Source organism: Accumulibacter sp. (genome assembly GCF_036625195.1).
GTDB lineage: Bacteria > Pseudomonadota > Gammaproteobacteria > Burkholderiales > Rhodocyclaceae > Accumulibacter.
Genome location: NZ_JAZKUG010000001.1, coordinates 1,209,445 through 1,232,071 on the forward strand (window position 1 = coordinate 1,209,445; position 22,627 = coordinate 1,232,071).

General features: G+C 62.4%; 18 protein-coding genes and 2 tRNA genes. 9 read left to right on the plus strand and 11 right to left on the minus strand.

Going from position 1 to position 22,627, the window contains the following annotated elements; all coding sequences use genetic code 11:
• Positions 1–31: 31 nt before the first annotated feature.
• The 6 genes from V5B60_RS05270 to rpmH all read right to left on the minus strand — a co-directional run bounded on the left by V5B60_RS05270 (position 32) and on the right by rpmH (position 5,525).
• Positions 32–1,351 carry a tyrosine-type recombinase/integrase gene (locus V5B60_RS05270; protein WP_332350427.1) on the minus strand — a complete coding sequence of 440 codons (1,320 nt, stop codon included), beginning with the start codon at positions 1,349–1,351 and terminating at the stop codon, positions 32–34.
• Positions 1,352–1,698: 347 nt separating this feature from the next.
• Positions 1,699–3,075, minus strand: coding sequence for a tRNA uridine-5-carboxymethylaminomethyl(34) synthesis GTPase MnmE (mnmE, locus tag V5B60_RS05275; RefSeq protein WP_332345969.1), 1,377 nt, complete (start codon positions 3,073–3,075; stop codon positions 1,699–1,701).
• Positions 3,041–4,756 (minus strand): membrane protein insertase YidC, encoded by a 1,716-nt coding sequence (yidC, locus tag V5B60_RS05280; protein WP_332345970.1) that lies wholly within the window; start codon positions 4,754–4,756, stop codon positions 3,041–3,043. The genes mnmE and yidC overlap by 35 nt, the downstream gene beginning before the upstream one ends.
• A gap of 25 nt (positions 4,757–4,781) precedes the next feature.
• Positions 4,782–4,991 carry a membrane protein insertion efficiency factor YidD gene (yidD, locus tag V5B60_RS05285; protein ID WP_332345971.1) on the minus strand — a complete coding sequence of 70 codons (210 nt, stop codon included), beginning with the start codon at positions 4,989–4,991 and terminating at the stop codon, positions 4,782–4,784.
• Between the two features lie 4 nt (positions 4,992–4,995).
• Positions 4,996–5,394 (minus strand): ribonuclease P protein component, encoded by a 399-nt coding sequence (gene rnpA / locus V5B60_RS05290; protein WP_332345972.1) that lies wholly within the window; start codon positions 5,392–5,394, stop codon positions 4,996–4,998.
• The gene (gene rpmH / locus V5B60_RS05295) at positions 5,391–5,525 is read right to left on the minus strand and encodes a 50S ribosomal protein L34 (protein WP_332345974.1); all 135 of its coding nucleotides are present in this window, start codon (positions 5,523–5,525) and stop codon (positions 5,391–5,393) included. Before rpmH ends, rnpA begins: the two co-directional genes overlap by 4 nt.
• Positions 5,526–5,840: 315 nt before the next feature.
• Between rpmH and dnaA the strand changes: the two genes are divergently transcribed.
• The 3 genes from dnaA to gyrB all read left to right on the plus strand — a co-directional run bounded on the left by dnaA (position 5,841) and on the right by gyrB (position 11,126).
• Positions 5,841–7,241 (plus strand): chromosomal replication initiator protein DnaA, encoded by a 1,401-nt coding sequence (dnaA, locus tag V5B60_RS05300; protein ID WP_332345975.1) that lies wholly within the window; start codon positions 5,841–5,843, stop codon positions 7,239–7,241.
• A gap of 214 nt (positions 7,242–7,455) precedes the next feature.
• The gene (gene dnaN / locus V5B60_RS05305; protein ID WP_332345976.1) at positions 7,456–8,589 is read left to right on the plus strand and encodes a DNA polymerase III subunit beta; all 1,134 of its coding nucleotides are present in this window, start codon (positions 7,456–7,458) and stop codon (positions 8,587–8,589) included.
• 65 nt (positions 8,590–8,654) lie between these two features.
• Complete coding sequence (gene gyrB, locus V5B60_RS05310; RefSeq protein ID WP_332345977.1) at positions 8,655–11,126, plus strand: DNA topoisomerase (ATP-hydrolyzing) subunit B; 2,472 nt, start codon at positions 8,655–8,657, stop codon at positions 11,124–11,126.
• Between the two features lie 63 nt (positions 11,127–11,189).
• Here the strand turns inward: gyrB and pyrF are convergent, their stop codons facing one another.
• On the minus strand, positions 11,190–12,029 hold the full coding sequence (pyrF, locus tag V5B60_RS05315) for an orotidine-5'-phosphate decarboxylase (RefSeq protein WP_332345978.1): 840 nt from the start codon (positions 12,027–12,029) through the stop codon (positions 11,190–11,192).
• 155 nt (positions 12,030–12,184) lie between these two features.
• Between pyrF and V5B60_RS05320 the strand changes: the two genes are divergently transcribed.
• The 4 genes from V5B60_RS05320 (at position 12,185) to thiC (ending at position 15,219) form a co-directional block, all read left to right on the plus strand.
• Complete coding sequence (locus V5B60_RS05320) at positions 12,185–12,787, plus strand: toluene tolerance protein (RefSeq protein ID WP_332345980.1); 603 nt, start codon at positions 12,185–12,187, stop codon at positions 12,785–12,787.
• 73 nt (positions 12,788–12,860) lie between these two features.
• A tRNA-Ala gene (locus V5B60_RS05325) sits at positions 12,861–12,936 on the plus strand.
• A 25-nt stretch (positions 12,937–12,961) separates the two neighbouring features.
• Positions 12,962–13,037, plus strand: a tRNA-Glu gene (locus tag V5B60_RS05330).
• 265 nt (positions 13,038–13,302) lie between these two features.
• Positions 13,303–15,219, plus strand: coding sequence for a phosphomethylpyrimidine synthase ThiC (gene thiC / locus V5B60_RS05335; protein WP_332345982.1), 1,917 nt, complete (start codon positions 13,303–13,305; stop codon positions 15,217–15,219).
• Positions 15,220–15,258: 39 nt separating this feature from the next.
• Here the strand turns inward: thiC and V5B60_RS05340 are convergent, their stop codons facing one another.
• Complete coding sequence (locus V5B60_RS05340; RefSeq protein ID WP_332345984.1) at positions 15,259–15,603, minus strand: DUF1840 domain-containing protein; 345 nt, start codon at positions 15,601–15,603, stop codon at positions 15,259–15,261.
• A 71-nt stretch (positions 15,604–15,674) separates the two neighbouring features.
• Here V5B60_RS05340 and V5B60_RS05345 point away from each other — a divergent pair, with 71 nt between their 5' ends.
• Positions 15,675–16,448 (plus strand): 16S rRNA pseudouridine(516) synthase, encoded by a 774-nt coding sequence (locus V5B60_RS05345; RefSeq protein ID WP_332350429.1) that lies wholly within the window; start codon positions 15,675–15,677, stop codon positions 16,446–16,448.
• 109 nt (positions 16,449–16,557) lie between these two features.
• The gene (locus V5B60_RS05350) at positions 16,558–17,469 is read left to right on the plus strand and encodes a hydrogen peroxide-inducible genes activator (protein WP_332345986.1); all 912 of its coding nucleotides are present in this window, start codon (positions 16,558–16,560) and stop codon (positions 17,467–17,469) included.
• 63 nt (positions 17,470–17,532) lie between these two features.
• Here the strand turns inward: V5B60_RS05350 and V5B60_RS05355 are convergent, their stop codons facing one another.
• The 3 genes from V5B60_RS05355 to V5B60_RS05365 form a co-directional block, all read right to left on the minus strand.
• Positions 17,533–20,127, minus strand: a complete 2,595-nt coding sequence (locus V5B60_RS05355) for a DNA topoisomerase III (protein WP_332345989.1) — start codon at positions 20,125–20,127, stop codon at positions 17,533–17,535.
• Between the two features lie 280 nt (positions 20,128–20,407).
• Positions 20,408–21,541: a DNA-processing protein DprA gene (gene dprA / locus V5B60_RS05360; protein ID WP_332345991.1), complete on the minus strand. Its 1,134-nt coding sequence runs from the start codon at positions 21,539–21,541 to the stop codon at positions 20,408–20,410.
• The gene (locus V5B60_RS05365) at positions 21,541–22,560 is read right to left on the minus strand and encodes a LysM peptidoglycan-binding domain-containing protein (RefSeq protein WP_332345993.1); all 1,020 of its coding nucleotides are present in this window, start codon (positions 22,558–22,560) and stop codon (positions 21,541–21,543) included. The genes dprA and V5B60_RS05365 overlap by 1 nt, the downstream gene beginning before the upstream one ends.
• Positions 22,561–22,627: the final 67 nt, after the last annotated feature.

Below are 22,627 nucleotides of genomic sequence, written 5' to 3' on the forward strand. Positions count from 1 at the left end.
ATACGTGCGGCAAGACTTAGGTTTTTTCAGGTCATGCGGCCGATTGATAAGCCTTCCCGAAAGGCCCGATGATTACCTTGCCACGGCCGTCCTGAATCTGGCTATCCACGAAATCCGCCCACCATTGGAGCATGTCGCGCCGTTGGTCGGCGTACTGCGCCCGGTTGTAGACGCCCCGGATGCCCTTGGTTTCATGAGCAAGGGCCTTCTCGATCCAGTCGGAATTGAATCCGGCCTCGTGCAAATGCGTTGAGGCAGTCCGCCGGAAGTCGTGAATCACGAAGTCCCGCACATCGACTTCGAGCGCTCGCACGGCCACGTTCAGCGTACTGTGAGCAATCGGTTGATGCAGGTCGCCGCGACTCGGAAAAACCCATTCAGAACCGCTCGCCAGCGCCTTCAGTTCCTCGAACATCGCCGCAGCTTGCCGGGACAACGACACAAGGTGCGGCCTGTCCATCTTCATGCGATCGCCAGGGATCGACCATTCTGCCTTGTCGAAGTCGATTTCCTCCCACTTCGCCGCGATCAGCTCCCCCTTTCGGACCATGCACAGAATGAGAAGGTGCAGGGCCAGCTTGTGCGCCCGCTTCATGGACGATTGGTAGATCGCCCGCAAGAGTCGCCCGACCTCATCCGACGACAGCGCTACCTCGCGGCTTCTGGCGGTGGCGATAAATTTCGCTTCCACCGCTGCAGCAGGGTTGAACGTCATCTTTTGGCGTGCGATGGCATAGGCGAACAGGCGCTTCAGCACGTTGCGGGTTTGCAGTGCCATCTGATCGGCGCCGCGGGCCTTGATCGCGTCGGTGATCTTGAGCACGTCGTCGACGGTCACATCGAAAATTTGCTTGGTGCCGATCGCAGGCAGCACGTCCTTCTCCAGGATGCGCTTGATGTTGCGGGGCGCACTGTTGGCAGGCTCGGCAACCTCGGCAAACCATCGCCAGACGAAGGCTTCCACCGTATCCGCTTGCTTGGTTTCGGCCTCTTTCGCCTTCACCTTCGCCACCGTTTGCAAGCACCATTTGTTGAGAAAGGCGGTTGCCAGCGCTTTGACTTCCGGCAGCGTGTCGTCGTCGATCTTGTCGCCGCGCTTCAAGGCCATTGGCGACAGGCCACGCTGCACCAGTATCGTGCATGCCTCGCGCCACTGGCGAGCCTCGGCCAGCGAATAGGCGGGGTACTCGCCAAGGGTCATCTTTTCCTGCTTCCCTGCAAGGCGGTAGCGGATACGCCAGACCTTGGCCCCGCCGGTCATGATTTCCACGAACAACCCACCGCCGTCCGACTCTTGAAACACCTTGTCGCCCGGCTTGATGTTCTTCAGTCGGGTATCGGTCAGCGCCATGTCACGCCCCTTGTTTGTGCCCATGAAGCAGCGCCACCATGGGCACACAACGAAGTCATGGGCACAACTGCCCGTATCCCTTGTCTTGCTTGGCATGTAGGCATTTCACGGCTCCTCTCTTGCCCTTCAGTCTGATTTCTCCGAAGCGGAAATGGTCGATTCAATGCTGATTCCGCTCTTTGACTGTGCCCATGGTCACGAACAGACTTGGGCAATGGGCACAACCATGGGCACAATTGTATGCGGCTTCGTGCGGAACATGCAAGCCAACAGCAGACCAGAAGACCAGTGTTTTCACAGTCTTTCAAGTGGTTGGGTGTACTCTCCGGAGCGCTTCGGAAGGCTCGCTATTTTCCGATGCAGAAGCGGCCGAAGATTTGGCCGAGAAGGTCGTCACTGCTGTACTCGCCGGTGATCGCCGCGAGCGAGCGCTGTGCCAGGCGCAGCTCCTCGGCCAGGAGTTCGAGTTGCGGCAGTTGCCCCTGCGCCAGTGCCACGTGCGCACACGCACCCGCGAGCGCCTGCAGATGTCGTTCGCGGGCGATGAAGACGTCCTCGGCCGGCTGCCAGCCGGCGATTCGCAGCAGCTCGTGGCGCAGCAGCTCGACGCCTTCGCCAGAGCGGGCGGAGAGCGAGATGAGCACGCCATCGTCCTGCTGGCGGCGCTGCGGGCGCGCCGGGACGAGGTCGATCTTGTTGAAGACGGTCAATCGCGTCGGATGCGCAGGCAAGCGGGCGAGGATCTCGCGCTCGGCAACGCCGACACCATGCCGCGCGTCGGCAAGGAGGAGAACGACGTCAGCGCGCTCGATCTCGCGCCAGGTGCGCTCGATGCCGATTTTTTCGATCTGGTCTTCGGTGTCGCGCAGTCCTGCGGTATCGATGATGTGCAGCGGTATTCCTTCGAGCTGCAGCGTGCCGCGAACGAGGTCGCGTGTCGTACCCGGAACGGCGGTGACGATCGCCAGGTCGTCCCCAGCGAGGCAATTCAGCAGGCTCGACTTGCCGACATTCGGCTGGCCGGCGAGGACGACATGCAGGCCGCCCTGCAGCAGGCGGCCTTGCCGGGCGCGCTCGAATACCCCGGCCAGACGCGCCTGCAGGCGGTCGAGGCGGCCGCGGGCGTCGGCCGCCTCGAGAAAGTCGATTTCTTCGTCGGGAAAGTCGAGCGTCGCCTCGACGAGTGCCCGCAGTTCGACGAGCTGGTCAACAAGCTGGCTGACCTCGCGCGAGAACTCGCCCTGCAGGGAACGAAGCGCGCTGCGGGCTGCGGCAGTCGTCGCCGCATCGATCAGGTCGACGACGGCTTCCGCCTGCGCGAGGTCGATCTTGCCGTTGAGGTAGGCGCGGCGGCTGAACTCGCCCGGTTCGGCGAGTCGGGCGCCGAGCTCGAGGCAGCGGCTGAGCAGCATGTGCAGGACGACCGGACCACCGTGGCCGTGCAGCTCGAGAACATCCTCGGCGGTGAAGGAATGCGGCGCTGGAAAGTAGAGCAGCAGCCCACAGTCGATCACCGTACCGTCGGCGGCGCGGAAGTCTGCGACGGTGGCGTGCCGCGGCGCCGGGTGCTTGCCGCTCAGGTGATGCGCGAAGTCCAGCAGGCCGGCGCCGGACACGCGAATGACACCGACGCCGCCACGGCCACTGGCGGTGGCGATGGCGGCTATGGTGTCGCTGGCAGCTGCCTGCTCAGGCCTTGCTGTCGTTGGCGGCCTTTCCGCCACTCTCGATCATCCTCGTGATCTGCCATTGCTGGGCAATCGACAGGATGTTGTTCACCACCCAGTAGAGCACCAGGCCGGAGGGGAACCAGAAGAACATGATGCCGAAGATGTACGGCATCATCAGCATGACCTTGGCCTGGATCGGGTCGGGTGGCGTCGGGTTGAGCTTGGTCTGCAAGATCATGGAGGCGACCATGATGATCGGCAACAGGCCGATCGGCATGTCGATGACCGGAATCACGCCGAACAGCGTATCTGGCGCCGAGAGGTCCTTGATCCAGAGAATCCAGGGCGCGTCGCGGATTTCGACGGCGCCGAGAAGGGCCCAGTAGAGGGCGATGAAGACCGGGATCTGGACAAGAATCGGTAGACAGCCGCCCAGAGGGTTGATCTTCTCGCGCTTGTAGAGCGCCATCATTTCCTGGTTGAGCTTCTGGCGATCGTCACCGTAGCGCTCCTTGAGTTGCATCAACCGTGGCGTCACCGTCTTCATCTTGGCCATCGACTTGTAGCTGGCGGCCGACAGCGGAAAGAACAGCAGCTTGATGATGATCGTCAGGATGACGATCGCCCAACCCCAGTTGCCGACCACCTTGTAGATCGCCTCGAGGCACCAGAAGATCGGCGCGGCGATGACCGTCAGCCAACCATAGTCCACGACCAGCGGCAGACCCTGCGCACCGATGCCGCCGTCGGCTTTGGGTTTCGCCAGTTGGTCCAGTGTCGTCTGGATCTGCGGTCCGGCGTAGAGCGGCACTTCGAGAGCCACCTTGGTCCCTGGAGCGGCAACCGGCACCGGGACGATGACGCCGGCAGCGACTGCCGGCTTCTGGCTGTTCTCCAGTTTGCGCATGTAGAACTCGCGCGGCAGACCGGGTTCGGGAATCCAGGCGCTGGCAAAGTAGTGCTGGATCATCGCGATCCAGCCGTTGTCTGCCTTGCTCGCGAACTTGGCCTTGCCGGCCTCGATATCGGCGAAGGTGACCTTCTGGAACTTGTCCTGCTCGGTGTAGACGGCAGGGCCGGTAAAGGTCGAAACCATCGAACTCTCGCCGTCGGGCGCCTTGACGTCGCGCTGCAGTTGGTAATAGGCGTGTGCGACGAGTTCCCTGCCGCCGGCGTTCTCGATCTCCTGCTTCAACCCGATCAGGTAGCTGCCGCGCTTGAAGGTGTAGGTCTTGGCGACCCGGACACCATTGCCCGCTTCCGCTTCGAGGCGCAGCACCACCTCCTGGGCATCCCCGGAAAGTTCATGGACCCCCGGTACCAGCGAGAACCGCGTCTTGTGGTTCGGCAGACCGTCGCCGATCAGACCGCTCTGCGCGTAGTACTGGTGCTTCGGCTCGAAGAGCGCGAAGACCCGTTCCTTATGGACGCTGTCGCGATAGTCCTTGAGTTGCAGGCGGACGATGTCGCCGCCCTGAAGGGAAATCTCGGCCGTGAAGAGGTCCGTGCCGATGGTCACCGTCTCGGCTTTTTCGGGAGTGGCCACGGCGACCGGCGCCGGTGCCTCCGGCAGCGGCGTGTGCAAACTGCCGCTTGGTTTCGGCGCCGGCGCCTCGGCCGTGCCCGAGGCCGCAACCGGTGGCGCTTTCGGCAGATTGTGCTTCTGCCACGCATCCCACAGCATGACCAGGGAGAAAGAGAAGATGAGCAGCAGCAGGAGGCGTCGGTGGTCCATGAAAACCTACATGTTCAGTCGTTGATCAGGGTACCGGATCGAAACCGCCCGGGTTCCAGGGGTGACAACGTGACAGCCGACGCAGTGCGAGGCCCGAGCCGCGGCAGGCGCCGTGACGCCGTACCGCATCGGCGGCGTACTGCGAACAACTGGGAAAGAAGCGGCACCGTTGTCCCAGGATCGGGCTGACCGCATATCGGTAGAAGGCTATCAGCGCAAGCAGAAGATGTTTCATCGGCTCATGGTTGGGGTGAAGCGAGCTTGCAGAGAAGGCGGCGAATTTCCTGGGCCATGGCTTTCCGGTCGAGAGCCGACGGCTTGACCGCCAGGCGCAGGACGAGGTCATGCGAAACCAGGTCGACCCGCAGTAACCGGAATTCTTCCCTTGCCAATCGTCGCAGCAGGTTCCGGTCGACGGAGCGGCGCAGAAAACGTTTGGCCACGACCAGGCCAAGCCGCGCTCCGGCAGCTTCGACAGCCTGCTGGGGACGATAATGTAGCAGGAAATGGCGGCTCTTCAGTGCCTTGCGGAAAGCAAAAACGGATGAGTACTCATCCGTCCTGAGGAGCCGGCAGGTCTTTGGAAAAGCCGCCGGGCGCGGCTGGCCCTCACTTGCTGCTTCAGGCCACCGGCTCAAACCCCGAGGCGATGGCGACCCTTGGCGCGCCGGGCGCTGATCACGCCACGTCCACCGCGAGTGGACATGCGGACAAGGAAGCCATGTGTCCGCTTGCGGCGAACGACTGACGGCTGATAGGTACGTTTCATGGCTAAGCCCTTGAAGTGAAAGACGCAAAAAACGTGCGATTAGACAGCTTCGGGGCAACCCTTGTCAAGACCATATTTTTTTCGGCGCTGTGGATAACTTCCGCGCAACGGGTTAGAATCTGCGTCTTGCGGGTTCTGACAGCAGCGGCAGCAGGCCATCGGGGGAAGGTCGGTGTCGCTTGGACAGGTACTGTCGTGGCCGCCAACCATCCCGGGCAACGCCAGCAATGCTTCTGATTTCATTGGAAAAGCCACTGTTTTTCGCAGCGGGCCAGGGTGTGGTCTGGCAGCCGGACGTTTTCACGATGATCGCCGATGAGTAGTTTCTGGGCCTCGTGTCTGAGTCAGTTCGAGCAGGAACTACCACCTCAGCAGTTCAACACCTGGATACGTCCGCTTCGTCTCGAGGGTGAGGAGGAGGTGGCAAACGGCCTGCGCTTGCTGGCGCCGAACGGATTCATCCTCAAGTGGGTCAAGGAGCGGTACCTGGCGCGCATCGAGGCGCTTGGCAGCGAGTATTTCGAACTGCCGGTCAGTATCACGCTCAGCCTGGCGGAGCGACGGAGCTCGACCAGCGAAGCCTCACCCGCTCCCGCCGAGAGGAGCGAAGCCGCTCGAACCCTGGCCTCGACGGGCTCTGCCGGTCCCTCGAGCTCTGTCGGTATGACCGAGCGAGACTGCTCCGGCTATGAGAAGACACGTCTGATCGCTGCTTTCACATTCGACAACCTGGTGGTCGGCAAGGCCAACGACCTCGCCCGCGCCGCTGCGCATCGCGTCGCGGACAACCCTGGAGGCAGCAGCTACAACCCGTTGTTCATCTACGGCGGTGCCGGGCTTGGCAAGACCCACCTGATCCACGCGATCGGCAATGCCATCCTGCAGCAGCGGCCGAACAAGGTGGTGCGCTACGTGCACGCCGAAGACTACTATTCCGACGTCGTTCGCGCTTATCAGCAGAAGTCCTTTGATGTCTTCAAACGCTATTACCGGTCGCTCGACGTCCTGCTGCTCGATGATGTCCAGTTCTTCAACGGCAAGAACCGAACCCAGGAAGAGTTCTTCTACGTCTTCAATGCGTTGAGCGAGTCCAAGAAGCAGATCGTGATCAGTTGTGACACCTACCCGAAGAACATTTCCGGCCTCGAGGACCGCCTTGTGACGCGTTTCGACTGGGGACTGACGGTACAGATCGAACCACCGGAGACCGAAATGCGGGTGGCGATCCTGAAGAAGAAGGCGGAGCAGGAGGAGGTGGCGCTCGATGATGAAGTGGCGTTCTACATTGCCAAACACCTGCGCTCGAACGTCCGCGAACTTGAGGGAGCCCTGAAGAAGGTCCTTGCCTACTCTGCGTTTCATGGCCAACAGATCGCCCTCGAGCTCGCCAAGGAGGCGCTGAAAGATGTCATTGGTTCGGTCAACAGGCAGATCACGATCGAAGGAATCCAGAAGACGGTGGCAGAGTACTTCAAGATCAAGGTCGCAGACCTCTTCTCGAAGAAGCGGACACGCGTCGTGGTGAGACCGCGACAGATCGCGATGTGGCTGGCAAAAAACCTGACATCGCTGAGCTATCCAGCGATCGGCGAGCATTTCGGTGGCCGCGACCACACGACCGTGCTGCACGCGGTACGTACGATCGATCAATTGCGCATCAAGGATGAGACTTTGAACCATGATGTGCACGTGCTTGAGCAGGTGCTCAAGGGGTGATCGGGACAGGGGAAAAGTCGGTGGGGAACCGACTGGCTGACGGTGGACAACCGACGACGAAGCGCCGCGGACGAAAGTTTTCCTTTTTTCCCCACAGCTTCATACCGTCCTTCTCCACCCTTCCCCAGAACATCTAAATTGATGAATGGAATGGTTTAAGTGATGATATCAACAGACTTGTTCGAACCTTGGTCTTTATAGGATTGAGATATATATGCTTCTTATCAAAACACGGCGAGACGTTCTTCTGGCACCGTTGCAGGCAGTTTCGGGGATCGTGGAGAGACGCCACACATTGCCCATCCTGTCGAATGTCCTGCTGGAGAAGCGTGGCGAGGTGCTGACGCTGCTGGCTACCGATATCGAGATCCAGATCACGACTTCGACCGCCGATGTCGGAGGCGAAGGTGAGGGCGCGGTGACCGTGGCAGCGCGGAAGTTGCAGGAGATTCTTCGATCGCTTCCGGAAACGGCGGAAGTCAGCCTGCAACTCGAGGACAGGCGCTTGCAGGTGAAGGCGGGCAGGAGCCGCTTCAACCTGCAGACGCTACCGGCGGAGGATTTCCCGAGCATGAGCCTGTCGCAGCAGGAGGACGCGCATAGCCTGAAGCTGACGCAGAAGGAATTCCGGCAACTGCTTGCGCAGACCCACTACTCGATGGCGACGCAGGATGTTCGCTACTACCTCAATGGCCTTCTGCTGCTGCTCGCCGATGGTCAACTGCGGGCAGTGGCAACCGATGGCCATCGGCTTGCTTATGCCAGCATGTCGCTTGCCGAGGGAGCGGGTGGCAGCGGCGAGGGCAGCGACGTCCGCCAGGAGTTGATCCTGCCGCGGAAGACCGTGGTGGAACTCAACCGTCTTCTTGCCGATACGGACGAGCCCTTGACGATCGACATCCTGACGAACCAGATCCGTTTCCGCTTCGGGCAGATCAGCCTCGTATCGAAGCTGATCGACGGCCGGTTCCCGGACTATCAAAGAGTCATACCGATGACACTCAAGGACGTCATTCGCGTGCAGCGGAGTGTCCTCTTGCAGTCGATGGTCAGGGCAGCCATCCTGACCAACGAAAAGTTCCGCGGTGTTCGCCTGGTTCTTGGCGAGGGCAGCCTGAAGATCATCGCCGCCAACGCCGAGCAGGAGGAAGCGCAGGAGGAAATCGAGGTCGAGTACAGTGGCGAGCCTCTCGATGTCGGCTTCAATGTCTCATATCTGCTGGATGTCCTGAACAACAGTGCTGGCGAGATGATCGACTGGGGATTCAACGATGCCAGTTCGAGTGCGCTGTTGACCATACCGGGGAATGATCATTTCAAGTATGTGGTGATGCCCATGCGTATCTGAATCGCAGCGGCAGGAGCTCGGAGCTTGGCAGAGAGGTTGAACGGCGGCAGAATGGCGGGTTGATCATGAATGAAGAGAAGCAGCAGACGGAGACGTACGACGAGTCGAGCATTCAGCAACTGGAGGGTCTGGAGGCCGTTCGCAAGCGGCCGGGCATGTACATTGGCGACACTTCGGACGGGACTGGTCTGCACCACATGGTCTTCGAAGTGGTCGACAACGCGATCGACGAGGCTCTCGCAGGATATTGCGATGACATCGTGATCACCATTCATGCCGACAACTCGATTTCCGTCAGCGACAACGGGCGGGGCATCCCGACCGGTATCAAGCTCGACGACAGGCACGAGCCGAGGCGCTCGGCGGCCGAGATCGTCATGTGCGTGCTGCACGCAGGGGGGAAGTTCAACCAGAATTCGTACAAGGTTTCCGGTGGGCTGCATGGCGTCGGTGTCTCCTGTGTCAACGCACTGTCCCGCTGGCTCCGGCTCATCATCCGCCGTGATGGCTGGAAGCACATGATCGAATTCAGGCGCGGGGCGGTGCTTGACCGCTTGGTCGAAGTGCGCGACGGCATCGAGGTTTCACCGCTGCGGGTGGTTGGCGAGACGGAGAAGCGCGGTACGGAACTGCACTTCATGGCTGATGAGGAGATCTTCGGCCACGTCGAGTTCCACTACGAGATCATCGCCAAGCGGCTGCGTGAGCTGTCCTTCCTCAACAATGGTGTCAAGATCAGGCTGAACGACCAGCGCACGGGCAAGGAGGAGAACTTCGCCTTTCTCGGTGGTGTCAAGGGCTTCGTCGAGTACATCAACCGCACGAAAAGCGTCTTGCACCCGAACATCTTCCATGCTGCGGGCGAGTCGGTCACGGCCGGCGGAGCGATCAGCGTCGAGGTGGCGATGCAGTGGAACGACAGCTACGCTGAACAGGTCCTGTGTTTCACCAACAATATTCCACAGGCGGATGGTGGTACGCACATGACCGGTTTGCGCGCTGCGATGACACGCGTCATCAACCGCTACATCGAAGAGAACGAGATCGCCAAGAAGGCGAAGGTGGACATCAGCGGCGACGACATGCGGGAGGGACTTGCCTGCGTGCTGTCAGTGAAGATGCCCGACCCGAAGTTTGCCTCGCAGACGAAGATGAAGCTGGTGTCGTCGGAGGCACGCCCGGCAGTCGAGGAAGTGGTGGCCGCGAAACTGGCGGAATTTCTTCAGGAGCGGCCAATCGACGCCAAGGTCATTACGGGCAAGATCGTCGAGGCGGCACGGGCACGCGATGCGGCCCGCAAGGCGAGGGAAATGACGCGACGCAAGGGCCTCCTCGATGGTGTCGGTTTGCCGGGCAAGCTGGCTGATTGTCAGGAAAAGGATCCGGCGCTCTGCGAGCTGTACCTGGTGGAGGGTGATTCAGCCGGAGGATCGGCGAAGCAGGGTCGGGACAGGAAGTTCCAGGCGATCCTGCCGCTGAAGGGAAAGATCCTGAACGTCGAGAAGGCGCGTTTCGACAAGCTGATTTCGTCGCAGGAGATCGCCACCCTGATCACCGCCCTGGGTACGGGGATTGGCAAGGACGAGTACAAGCCGGAGAAGCTGCGCTATCACCGGCTGATCATCATGACCGATGCAGACGTAGACGGAGCGCACATCCGGACGTTGCTGCTGACCTTCTTCTACCGGCAGATGCCGGAGCTCGTCGAACGTGGACACATCTACATTGCTCAGCCACCCCTCTACAAGGTCAAGCACGGCAAGGTCGAGCGCTACATCAAGGACGACCAGGCGCTGAAACAGTTTCTCCTCACCCTGGCGCTGGAGGGAGCAGCGCTCACGCCGCAGGCTGGTGCTGCGGCAATCGGCGGCACGGCACTCGAGCAGCTGGCACGCGAGTACCTGCTCGCCGAGGCAGTGATCAACCGACTGTCGCATCTGATCAACCCGGAAGTCTTGCATGCCCTGATCGACGGCAACCTGAAGCTTGAGCTTGCCAATGAAGAAGCCGCCGTGGCAACGGCAAGGACGCTGATGGCAGCACTGGACAGCCGGTCGGAGATCAACATCGTGGCCGGCTATGATTCGGTCAACGAGCGCTGGCAACTGCGGCTCGAAAAGATCCTGCATGGCAATCTGAAGCTCGGGGTGATCGACGACGACCTGCTGGTCAGCGGTGACTACGCGCAGCTTCGGAAGACTGCCGAGATCCTGGCTGGGTTGTTCGGCCCTGGCGGCTTTGTCGCCCGCGGCGACAGGAAGAAGAGCGTCAGCAGCTTTGCCGAGGCCATGCAATGGCTTCTGGGCGAGGTCGAGCGAAGCGTCAGCAAGCAGCGCTACAAGGGTCTCGGCGAGATGAACCCGGAGCAACTATGGGAAACGACGATGGACCCGCAAGTGCGCCGCTTGCTCAAGGTGCAGGTCGAAGACGCGATCGGTGCCGACGAGATCTTCAGCACGCTGATGGGCGAACTGGTCGAGCCGAGACGCAACTTCATCGAGACGAATGCATTGGCGGCGCGCAACATCGACGTCTGATCGACGGGTCGATCCCGGTTGGGTCCGGCGGGACGGTCTGCCGAAGGCAGTTGTACAGCCCGCTCATGGCGAGGCTGCCACGGATGTCGACGGGCGATGGCGGTTGATGGCGTCACGGGTTTCACGCGCAACGCTCCGCGAGGCGGCAGCGTAGTCTTCGCCGCGGCTGGCGTAAAGAATGGCGCGCGACGAATTGATCATCAGCCCGTTGCCATTGCTGTTGCATCCTGCACGGACGGTCGCTTCGATGTCGCCGCCCTGCGCGCCGATACCGGGAACGAGAAGTGGCATGTTTCCGGTCAGCTCGCGGACGCGGGCGATCTCGCGCGGGAAGGTGGCACCGACGACGAGGCCACACTGACCGCCCTCGTTCCACTCGTCGCTGACCAAGCGGGCAAGGTGCTCGTAGAGTTTCTCTCCGCCGACGTCGAGAAATTGCAGGTCGCTGCCGCCCGGATTCGACGTGCGGCAGAGGAGGATGACACCCTTGTCGCGATACGCCAGGTACGGAGCCACGGAGTCGCGTCCGAGGTAGGGATTGATCGTGACCGCGTCAGCCTGGTAGCGCTCGAAGGCTTCGATCGCGTACTGTTCGGCGGTGCTGCCGATGTCTCCCCGCTTGGCATCGAGGATCACGGGTACGCCAGGATGACGTGAATGGATGTGGGCCACCAGTTCTTCGAGCTGCTCTTCGGCGCGGCAAGCGGAGAAATAGGCAATCTGTGGCTTGAAGCAACACACCAGATCGGCCGTCGCGTCGACGATCGCACGGCAGAAGTGCAGGATCGCGTCCGCTTGGCCCTTGAGATGCTCGGGCAGGCGCGCAGGGTCGGGATCAAGGCCGACACAGAGGAGACTGTTGCGCTCGTTCCAGGCCGAGGTTAGTGCATGCATGAAGTTCATCGTCGAATGGCCGCAGGGAAAGAAGTCATTCTACGGTCAATTGCAGTTTCCAGATGCGGGCAACAATGGCTTGCGCGGCGCGTAGAGCAGTCAACGCCACGCGGGCAGGTGAGTGGTGCATCGGAAGGTTTTTCACCGTCGGAGGTGGCGCGCAAGTGAAGAGAATCACAGCGGAGGAATACCAGCGGCTGCGAGCCGGTGCCGAGGTGCTGGAAGCCGACAGTTTTGGCGACAAGGTCCTGCGTCTGGCGGACGGGACCATTCTCAAGCTCTTTCGTCGCAAGCGGCTGTTGTCTTCAGCGGCATGGTACCCGTATGCACGGCGGTTTGCCGACAACGCCGTGGCCATGCGCCGGCGGGGAATAGCGGTACCCGAGATCATCGATCTCATGCGGATACCGTCCGTCGCTCGTGACGCGGTCCACTACCAGCCACTGCCGGGGGTGAGCCTGCGGCAACTGCTGCGGGCCGGAATGGACGCGAACAGAAGGCAGACGCTGCGGACCGCGTTTACCCGTTTCGTCATCGAGCTGCATGACAAGGGGATCTACTTCCGCTCTTTGCATCTGGGAAACGTCCTTCATCTGCCCGATGGCCGCTTTGGCCTCATCGACATAGGCGATGCCCGCTTGCGACCGTGGCGCCTGAGTCGGAGTCTCCGTCGCCGCAATCTTCGACTGCTGCTCGCGGCTGCCGGCGAAAGCGAGCTGGTAGACACGGCAGCGGTGCTCGCGGGCTGGCGCAGGGAGTCCCCTTGAGACGCCGTGGGACGCTGTGCGGCTGTCTTTACAACACCTTGGCCGAACCCTATAATCGCCGCTTCTTTCGAGCGGGGGTATAGCTCAGCTGGGAGAGCGCTTGCATGGCATGCAAGAGGTCCGCGGTTCGACCCCGCGTACCTCCACCAGCGCAGCGAAAGATCATTGATCCGGGTCCCCATCGTCTAGAGGCCCAGGACACTACCCTTTCACGGTAGGTACCGGGGTTCGAATCCCCGTGGGGACGCCAGCTCTTGCGGTTCTCGGCGCCGCTGGCATTCTTGCCAAGGATCAGCAAATCAATTAAGTTGGCAGTGCAGGTTGGTGGTTGCCGGCTGACCCCGTCAGCACCGACGGCGCAGCCCGACTGATGGCGCGCACAGGTGGCAATGATCCGTCCACCTGTCGGGGAGCAGCGGAATGCGGAATGAAACTTTGTCCCGGGCGCCCGGTCAAGCCCTTGCATCCAGAAATTGCAACGCCAGGCCCGTCATTCGCCTTTGCAAGGAAGAACGATGAATGCTAACGAGAAGTTCATGGCCGCTGAGGCGCATGTCGATGAGGCGGCGATCAGGCCGCTGCCAAACTCACGCAAGATTTTCGTCGTTGGCAGTCGACCGGATATCCGCGTGCCGATGCGCGAGATTACACAGGCGGACACCGATACCGCTTTCGGCGGCGAGAAGAATCCCCCGATCTACGTTTATGACTGCTCCGGTCCGTACTCGGATCCACTGGCGCGTGTCGACATTCGTCGGGGTTTGCCAGCCTTGCGCGCGCGGTGGATCGCTGAACGTGGCGACAGCGAACCATTGGCAAGACTGAGTTCGGAGTTTGGGCGGCAGCGGGCCGCTGACGTGGCGTTGGACGAGCTGCGCTTTCCCGGTTTGCAGAGGAAGCCTCTGCGTGCCAAGCCGGGTGGCAACGTGAGCCAGATGCACTATGCGCGACGCGGCATGATCACGCCGGAGATGGAGTATGTAGCCATCCGTGAGAACGGCAATCGACAGCAGTATGTCGAGCAGTTGCGTCAGGCCGGGCCGCAAGGCCAGCGGCTGGCGGAAATACTCTGTCGTCAGCATCGCGGCAACAGCCACGGCGCAAGCATTCCGGAGGAGATCACGGCCGAATTCGTCCGTTCCGAGGTGGCTCGCGGCCGGGCGATCATACCTTGCAACATCAATCACCCGGAAAGCGAGCCGATGATCATCGGCCGCAACTTCCTGACCAAGATCAACGCCAATATCGGCAACTCGGCACTTGGATCGAGCATCCAGGAAGAGGTCGAGAAGATGACTTGGGCGATCCGCTGGGGTGGCGACACGGTGATGGACTTGTCGACCGGGAAGAACATTCATGAAACCCGGGAGTGGATCATCCGCAACAGCCCGGTGCCAATCGGCACGGTGCCGATCTACCAGGCACTGGAGAAAGTCAGCGGAAAGGCGGAAGAGCTGAGCTGGGAAATCTTTCGCGACACGCTGATCGAGCAGGCTGAACAGGGCGTCGATTACTTCACCATCCATGCCGGCGTGCTTCTGCGCTACGTGCCTCTGACAGCTGGACGGCTGACGGGGATTGTGTCGCGTGGCGGTTCCATCATGGCGAAGTGGTGCTTGGCGCACCACCGCGAGAGCTTCCTGTACACGCACTTCGACGAGATCTGCGAGATCATGAAGGCCTACGATGTGGCCTTCAGCCTTGGCGACGGCCTGCGGCCCGGGTCGATCCATGACGCCAACGATGCGGCGCAGCTGGGCGAGCTGAAGACCCTGGGCGAGCTGACCGACATCGCCTGGAAGCATGACGTGCAGGTGATGATCGAGGGCCCGGGTCACGTGCCGATGCAGATGATCAAGGAAAACATGGACTTGCAGCTTGAGTGCTGCCGCGAGGCGCCGTTCTACACCCTCGGACCACTGACCACGGACATTGCCCCAGGCTATGATCACATCACCAGCGGCATCGGGGCGGCAATGATCGGTTGGTATGGCACGGCGATGCTCTGCTACGTCACGCCGAAGGAGCATCTGGGCCTGCCGGACAAGGATGACGTCAAGACCGGTATCATCACCTACAAGCTCGCCGCGCACGCTGCGGATCTGGCTAAGGGCCACCCTGGCGCACAGATTCGCGACAATGCGCTGTCAAAGGCCCGCTTCGAGTTTCGCTGGGAGGATCAGTTCAACCTTGGGCTCGATCCGGACAAGGCGCGCGAGTTTCATGACGAGACGCTGCCCAAGGAGTCAGCGAAGGTGGCGCACTTCTGCTCGATGTGCGGACCACACTTCTGCTCGATGAAGATCACCCAGGAGGTACGGGAGTTCGCTCTGGCTGAGGGTCTCAGCGACGAAGAGGCATTGGCAAGAGGGTTGGAGGAGAAATCGATCGAGTTCGTCAGGAGCGGAGCAGAGGTGTATCACAAGGTCTGAAGGGTAGAGGGCGATGGCATGCAACCGGCGTGCAGCAGTCTAAAAGGCCGTCGCGGCCTCCCAGAGTACGAAGCCCTCTTCCCGTTGCGTCCACTGCAGGAGCTCGATCAATGGAAACGCTCGCTGGCCGAGACCGACGGGCCGTGCCTCATCGTCGTCGCCGACGGTACTCGCGCGTCCGGCGTCGTCGCCCGATGAGGCCGGTGGCGTGGCTCGATGCTCGGCGGCTGCCTGGCGCAGACGTGTGATTGCTTCGGGGAGCTGTTCGGTGGTGATGACGCCGCGCGCGCTGCAGTCCTTGCCGATGGACTCCAGGAGTTGTCGTGCGATGGCGGCGAACATCATGATCTGGCCGGAGGTGCTTGAGGTGAACGTGACCAGCATCGCTTGCGTCTCCTTGGGTCGTGAACCGTACAGCCATTGTTGCAGGTACGGGATCGAATGACAATAGCGTGATGGAGCTCGCTCGCCTGTTGCAGTCGCAGGGTTTTGGCAGTCGCGCCGAGTGTCGGGCGCTGGTCGCCAGCGGCCGGGTGTGCGTGAATGGTCGGCGGTGCACGGACTGGGCGCGGCCGTACGAAAGCGACGGATTGGTCTTTTCGGTCGATGATGTCTGCTGGCGCTATCGCCAATCGGCCTATCTGGCGCTGCACAAGCCAGCGGGCTACGAGTGTTCGCATCGGCCACAACAGCATCAGAGCGTGTACTCGTTGTTGCCGCTGCCATTGATGAGGCGCGGTGTACAGGCGGTTGGCCGCCTCGACCAGGATACGACGGGTCTGCTGCTGCTGAGCGATGATGGCGCCTTCGTTCACCGCTACACTTCACCCCGCAAGCTCGTCGAGAAGGTTTATGAGGTGAGGACGCGGCACGTGGTCGATGACGGGCAAGTGCGGGCCCTGCTCGCCGGTGTGACGCTGCGCGATGAAGCCCGGCCGGTGGCTGCGGTGAGCTGCCAGCGCCTGGACGACAGACAGCTGCGTTTGAGCGTGACGCTCGGTCGCTACCACCTCGTCAAGCGGATGCTGGCGGCGGTGGGTAACCGGGTGGAAAGTCTGCATCGGGTGTCCATAGGCGGTTTCGTGCTGCCGCCAGACCTGCGCGCGGGGGAGTGGATCTGGCTCGAGGCGGCTGACCTCGATCTTCTTGCTGTCGGCAGCCTGACGGCGATATGCGGTGGAGCGGTGCACCGTGACCGTCCGGCGACTTTGGGAGGGCAAGGATCGTGACGAGATCGCTGGCGTCGGTCGCTGTCGTGCTGATGCCGGCAGCTGCAGTTTTCGCTGGGGTTTCCTGCGCCCGGTGCCGAAGTGATGCCCGTTCCGTGGGAGGCGGGAAATGACCCTGACCGAACTGCGCTACATCGTGGCACTGGCGCGTGAACGACACTTCGGGCATGCAGCCGAAAAGTGCCACGTGAGTCAGCCGACCCTGTCGGTGGCCGTCAAGAAGGTTGAGCAGCGGCATGGCGTTGTTCTTTTCGAGCGTTCCTCGGCCGACGTACGCCTGACGATGATGGGTGAGCAGATTGCGCGACAGGCGGAGCGGGTACTGGAGGAGGCCGCGCGGCTGAAGGAGGTCGTGGCGCAGGGCAAGGATCCGTTGCTGGGGCCATTGCGGCTTGGCGCGATCTATACGGTGGCACCTTATCTGCTGCCGCGGCTGATCCCGGCGCTGCACGCGCGCGCACCCCGGATGCCGCTCTACCTGCAGGAAAACTTCACCGTCAATCTGGCAGGGCAGCTGCGGCGGGGAGATCTCGACGTGATCGTCGTCGCCCTGCCGTTCGCCGAGCCTGGGGTGGTTTCGCGAGTGGTCTACGAGGAGCCTTTCTGCGTCGTGATGCCACCGCAGCATCCTCTGACGCAGCAGGAGCGGATCGACGCCCGGCAGGTCGCCGCCGAGAACCTGCTGCTGTTGGGCAATGGCAACTGCTTTCGGGATCAGGTGGTACAGGCCTGTCCGCAACTGTCGGGGCCCGGCGGGACCGAAGGCTCGCTGGAAGGCAGTTCGCTTGAGACTGTGCGCTACATGATAGCCAGTGGTGCCGGGATTTCGGTCGTTCCGGCGTCGGCAGCGGCGTCTTGGCCGGGTGAGGATTCCCTGTTGAGCGTGCGCCAGTTCAGCGAGCCGGTCCCGGTACGGAAGGTGGTGATCGCGTGGCGGGCGACGTTTCCAAGACCACAGGCGATCGATGTCCTGCGTGCCGCGATCGTCGATTGCCCACCACCGGGAGTGCTCATCGTCTGACGGAGGTCGGGAACCGGTGTTTCACGTGGAACAGGCGTATAACCTGTGTTAGCCGCCGGTCGTTCAGCCGACAGACTTTCGGCGTCGTGCTGGCGGCGTCTCGGCGGTCGCGACCGCTGTCGTTGCAGCAGTCTTGCCGGCCGCACCGCGTGCCCTCGCTGCAGTCGGCTTTGCTTCCCGCTTCTCGAACTCGAAACCGACCTTGCCGTCGGTCGTACGGACGAGATAGGCGGAAAACTTGCGGCGGGTGCGGGCAGATACGAATCCTCGCAGGAGCTCGGAACGTCCGTCTGCGAGAAGCCTGCGCATCTGTTCGGGTTCGATGGGTTGCTGCAGGATGACGGTACCCGAGCGGAAGTCGCAGATTCGGCCTGCGGTGACGGACTTCTCGCAGACGTAGGCCACGCCGTGCCGGAAGACACGAGCACCACACTTGGGACAGGCACCGAGCGCTTCGCTTTCGGAGAAGTCCGGCTCCTCGGCGCTGCCATCGTCGTTGGTGCTGCCCTGGCCGAAATCGAAAACGGGTGCATTCTCATCATTGAGCAGGATGATCGCGCTGAACGGGCGGCCGAGCTTGTTGCGAAAGCCGGTCAAGGGGCCGATGCGCCGCTGCTCGAGTAGCTCGTCGATCTCGAGCGCTTCAAACTGGCGCCCGGCGACGATCTTCCAAAGCGAGAAGTCACAGGCCTGGCACTGGAACTTCTTGTACGTCTCCTTGATGACCCCGCCACATTTGGGGCAGGGAGCCGCCAGCTCGCCGAAATCACCGGGAACGCTGTCACTGTCGTAGCTCTTGGCGCGGTCGACGATTCGCCGGGTCATTTCGGCAATTTCGCGCATGAAGTCGACGCGCGTCATTTCCCCACGCTCCATTCGTGCCAGTTTCCACTCCCACTCACCGGTCAGCTCGGGTGCGGTCAGCTCGGGGATACCGAGTCCATTGAGCAGCGTCATCAGGGAGAAGGCCTTGGCAGTCGGGAGTAGCTCGCGACCTTCGCGCAGCAGATACTGTTCCGCCAACAGGTTCTCGATGATCTGGGCGCGGGTGGCGGGTGTACCCAGACCGCGGCCAGCCATCGCCGCACGCAGATCCTCGTCGTCCATGGTCTTGCCAGCGCCCTCCATGGCCGTCAGGAGCGTGGCTTCGGAGTAGCGGGCCGGTGGGCGGGTCTGATGCCCGGCGATAACCACGTCGCTGGTGCGTACCATCTCGCCTGGCGCGACGGCTACCAGGTTGCCCTCTTCGCCTTCCTGCGCCTCGCGGCCATAGACGGCCAGCCAGCCGGCATTGACGAGAACCCGGCCTTCGCTCTTGAAGGGCTCGCCCTCGACACGGGTGATGCGGGTAGTGATCTGGTACTCCGCCGCCGGATGGAAGACGGCAAGGAATCGCTTGACGACCATGTCGTAGAGCTTCGACTCGGGCTCGGACAGGTGCTTTGGAGCCTGCAACGTTGGAATGATCGCGAAGTGATCGGCGACCTTGGCGTCGTTGAAAATCCTCTTGTTGGGCTGCACCCAGTGACGTTCAAGGATCGTCTGCGCAAAGGGGGCATAACGCGCCAGTAGCCCCTCGGCATGCGCCTTGCTGCCCGCATCACCGGCGAGCATCGCCAGCGTGCTGGTCACCGTCGGTCGGTAGTCCTCGGGCAAGGCGCGGGAGTCGGTGCGCGGGTAGGTGAGGACCTTATGTTTCTCATACAGTGCCTGCGCCAGCCCAAGGGTAGCCTTGGCCGAGAAGCCGAAGCGGCTGTTCGCCTCGCGCTGCAGGCTCGTGAGGTCATAGAGCAGGGGCGAGACCTGGCTCGATGCCTTGGATTCCTCGCCGACGCTGCCCGGCTTGCCAAGGCACTTCCGTTGCAGGACCGTTGCCCGCTCCTCGTCCCACAGCCGGTCGGCACGGGCGTGTTCATCGTCGTCCTTGCCCTGGAACTTCTCGTCGAACCACTTGCCCCGGTACTCCCCTGCTGCGCAGGCGAAGCTCCCCTCAAGCTCCCAGAAGGCGCGCGGCCTGAACTTGCGGATGCGGTCCTCGCGGTCGACGATCAGCGCGAGCGTCGGAGTCTGGACGCGCCCGACGGTAGTCAGGTGGAAGCCGCCGGTCTTCGAGTTGAACGCCGTCATCGCCCGTGTGCCGTTGATGCCGACCAACCAGTCGGACTCCGAACGACAGACCGCTGCCTGCGCCAGCCCGTGCATCTCGCTGCCCTGGCGGAGTCGGGTAAAACCCTCCCGGATCGCCTGTGGCGTCATCGACTGCAACCATAGCCGCTCAATGGCCTTGCCGCTGCCAGCGTGCTGGCTGATGTAGTTGAAGATCAACTCGCCTTCACGACCAGCGTCGCAGGCGTTGACCAGTGTGACCACATCCTTGCGTTTGATGAGACGCAGCAGCAACTTGAGGCGGGCTTCCGTCTTGGCGATCGGCTGCAGCGCGAAATGCGGGGGAATCACCGGCAGGTGAGCAAAGGACCACTTGCCCCTCTTGACCTCATACTCGGCGGGGCAGGCCAGTTCAAGCAGATGGCCGATGGCCGAAGAAAGAACGTAATCGTCACTCTCGAAATAGTCTTCATGGCGAACGAAACCGCCCAGAGCGCGCGCGATGTCAGCGGCGACGGACGGCTTCTCGGCAATGATCAGTTTCTTGCTCATCGGGGTCTCTGTCAGCCGCACGGGGGGCGAATGTGGGGTTTCGGGGTACGCTGCAGCCGAGCTGCTTGCGGACGATGATAAGAGCAGTTCGCCGCGCTTGGCAAGCGAGCACGGCGCGCAGCCGGCCGGTAGCCGGCATCGCTCCTGTCCGGTTGTTGTCGGCAGGGCGCTGTGATGACGGGCATGTAGTCGCCGGCGCCGATTCCTTCTGTGTCGGTGTCCGCGACGGGTTTTGCCCTGGAAGCCCGCGCGGCGCCGGCCAAGAGCTGCGCCGGGTGAGCTAAGAGCGGCCGCTGATCGATGGGGCCGACAGCCTCTGGTAGCGGCCGCCCGGCATGCTGGCGATCTGACCCTGCAGCTCGAGTTCGAGCAAGACCACAGCGGCACACTCAGCGGTCAGGCCGGCTCGTGTGAGCAATTCGTCAAGGCTGAACGGATCGAAACCGACGGACTGCAGGAGGAGGCCGGCGTCGGTGGCTGTGTCAGCAGGCGCGTCCGCTGCTGCTTCTGTGGTCGTTGCCGAGTTCTCTCTCGTCGTGCTCCAGCGCAGCTCGTCCAGGACGTCGGCGACGGTTTCCACCAGCTTCGCTCCCTGCTTGATCAGCAGATGGCAGCCGCGCGATTGGGGCGAGTGGATCGATCCCGGGATCGCGAAGACCTCTCGCCCCTGTTCCGCAGCGATGCGGGCGGTGATCAGCGAGCCGCTGTCGACGGTCGCTTCGATTACCAGTGTGCCGCGCGAGAAGCCGGCGATCAGCCGATTGCGACGTGGGAAATTGGCCGCCGCTGGTGGTGTCCCGAGGGCGAACTCGGAGATGATCGCACCGCGGTGACCGATCTCTCGCGCCAGCTCCCGATTGCGGGCGGGGTAGACACGGTCGATACCGGTCCCGATGAAAGCGACGGTGTTTCCCGATCGCGCGAGCGCACCCCGGTGCGCGCTGCCATCGATACCCAGGGCGAGACCACTGGCGATCGTCAGACCGGCATCGGCCAGCGCTGCGGCAAAGCGCTCGGCGTTGCCGAGGCCCTGCGGCGTCGGGTTGCGGCTACCGACGATCGCCAGCGCTGGCGAATTGAGGAGTTCAAGGCGTCCGAGGACATACAGCAGGGTGGGTGGATCAGGGGTCTGCAGAAGCGATTGCGGATATTCGGGATCGGCGAGACATACCAGGTGCTGTGCCGGCTCTGTCGACCATGCGAGGGCGCCCTCGACTCGTTCGGCATCGTTCTGGTCGAGCACGAGGCTAGCGGCACGTTCGCCAGCCACCGCCGCCAGCGCCGAGCGGCCGGCGCTGTAGATCGCCTCCGGAGGACCAAAGGCGCGCAGCAGCTTGCGCTGAGTCTCGCCGCCAATTCCGGGGGTCAGAGTCAGGCGTAGCCACGGCAGCAGCTCGGCTGCCCGGGTACCCATTACTGCGGCACGCGGGCGAAGTCGTTGACCTCGACGGTACCGATGGCTTGAACGACGAGGCCGTAGGAAATCCGTTGAAATGTGCGGAAGATGAACAACAGCCCGACCCGCTCCGGCGGTATCGGGATGACGACGGTGGCGTCGTGTTCGTCGCGCTCGACGACCGTGCGGTTGCGCTCGAGAGCGAGCACGTGACCGATCTCCATGCCGTCGGCGCGGCCGCGGTTGATGGCGACGATCGATCCCCGGCCGGCAGCATCGACACCACCATAGACCGATATCACTCGGCCGTCGACCGCAAAATCGGGCTTGTGGGGGACGTAGGGAACCAGCTCCGGACGTACTAACGGCACCAGGCGGTCGCCACGTCCGATCTCCTCCTTCGACGTCAAGATCTCGAAGGTGGCCGGATTGCCGGGCTCGACTTGGCGGGCGGTGCCCAGATAGTAAGCCTGGTAGCCGAGGATCTCGTTGCTTTCCGGATCGACCAGGGGCTTGCCTTGGCGGTAGATTTGCCATCCGCGCTGGCCGGGATCAGCATCGGCGACATAGGCCCTATCGCCGCGGCCGAGGAAGAGGCGATCGGGCGGCAGGGCGACGATGCGTGCAGCGTTCGCGAGTCCGTCCTTGTCGACGATCAGCGGCTCGGAAAGGAAAGGGCGGATCTCGTTCGGCGGAATCGGCGGTACGCCCGGGTCGATCCCCTCGGCGTAAATCTGGGGCAGCAGCTTGGCACTCTGCAGCCGCAGCCATGGTGTGCCGTCGGCGTGGCGTTCGAGGACGATGACGTCTCCCGGGTAGATGCGGTGCGGATTGCGGATCTCGGATCGGTTCATGCGCCAGATCAGCGGCCATTCCCACGGGTTCTTGAGGAACTTGCCGGCGATTCCCCAGAGCGTGTCTCCAGGGACGACGATATGTCTTTCGGGAGCACCGCTGGCCAGCTCGAGGCCTTGACCGGCGGCGCCGGACATTCCGCCAAGCGTGGCCAGGATGAAGGCGAACAGGAAGCGGATCATCGTGTTATCCTCGTACGTGTAGCCGCACTCTCGGGGGAACTCAGGGTCACTGCTCCTGTCGGAGCGT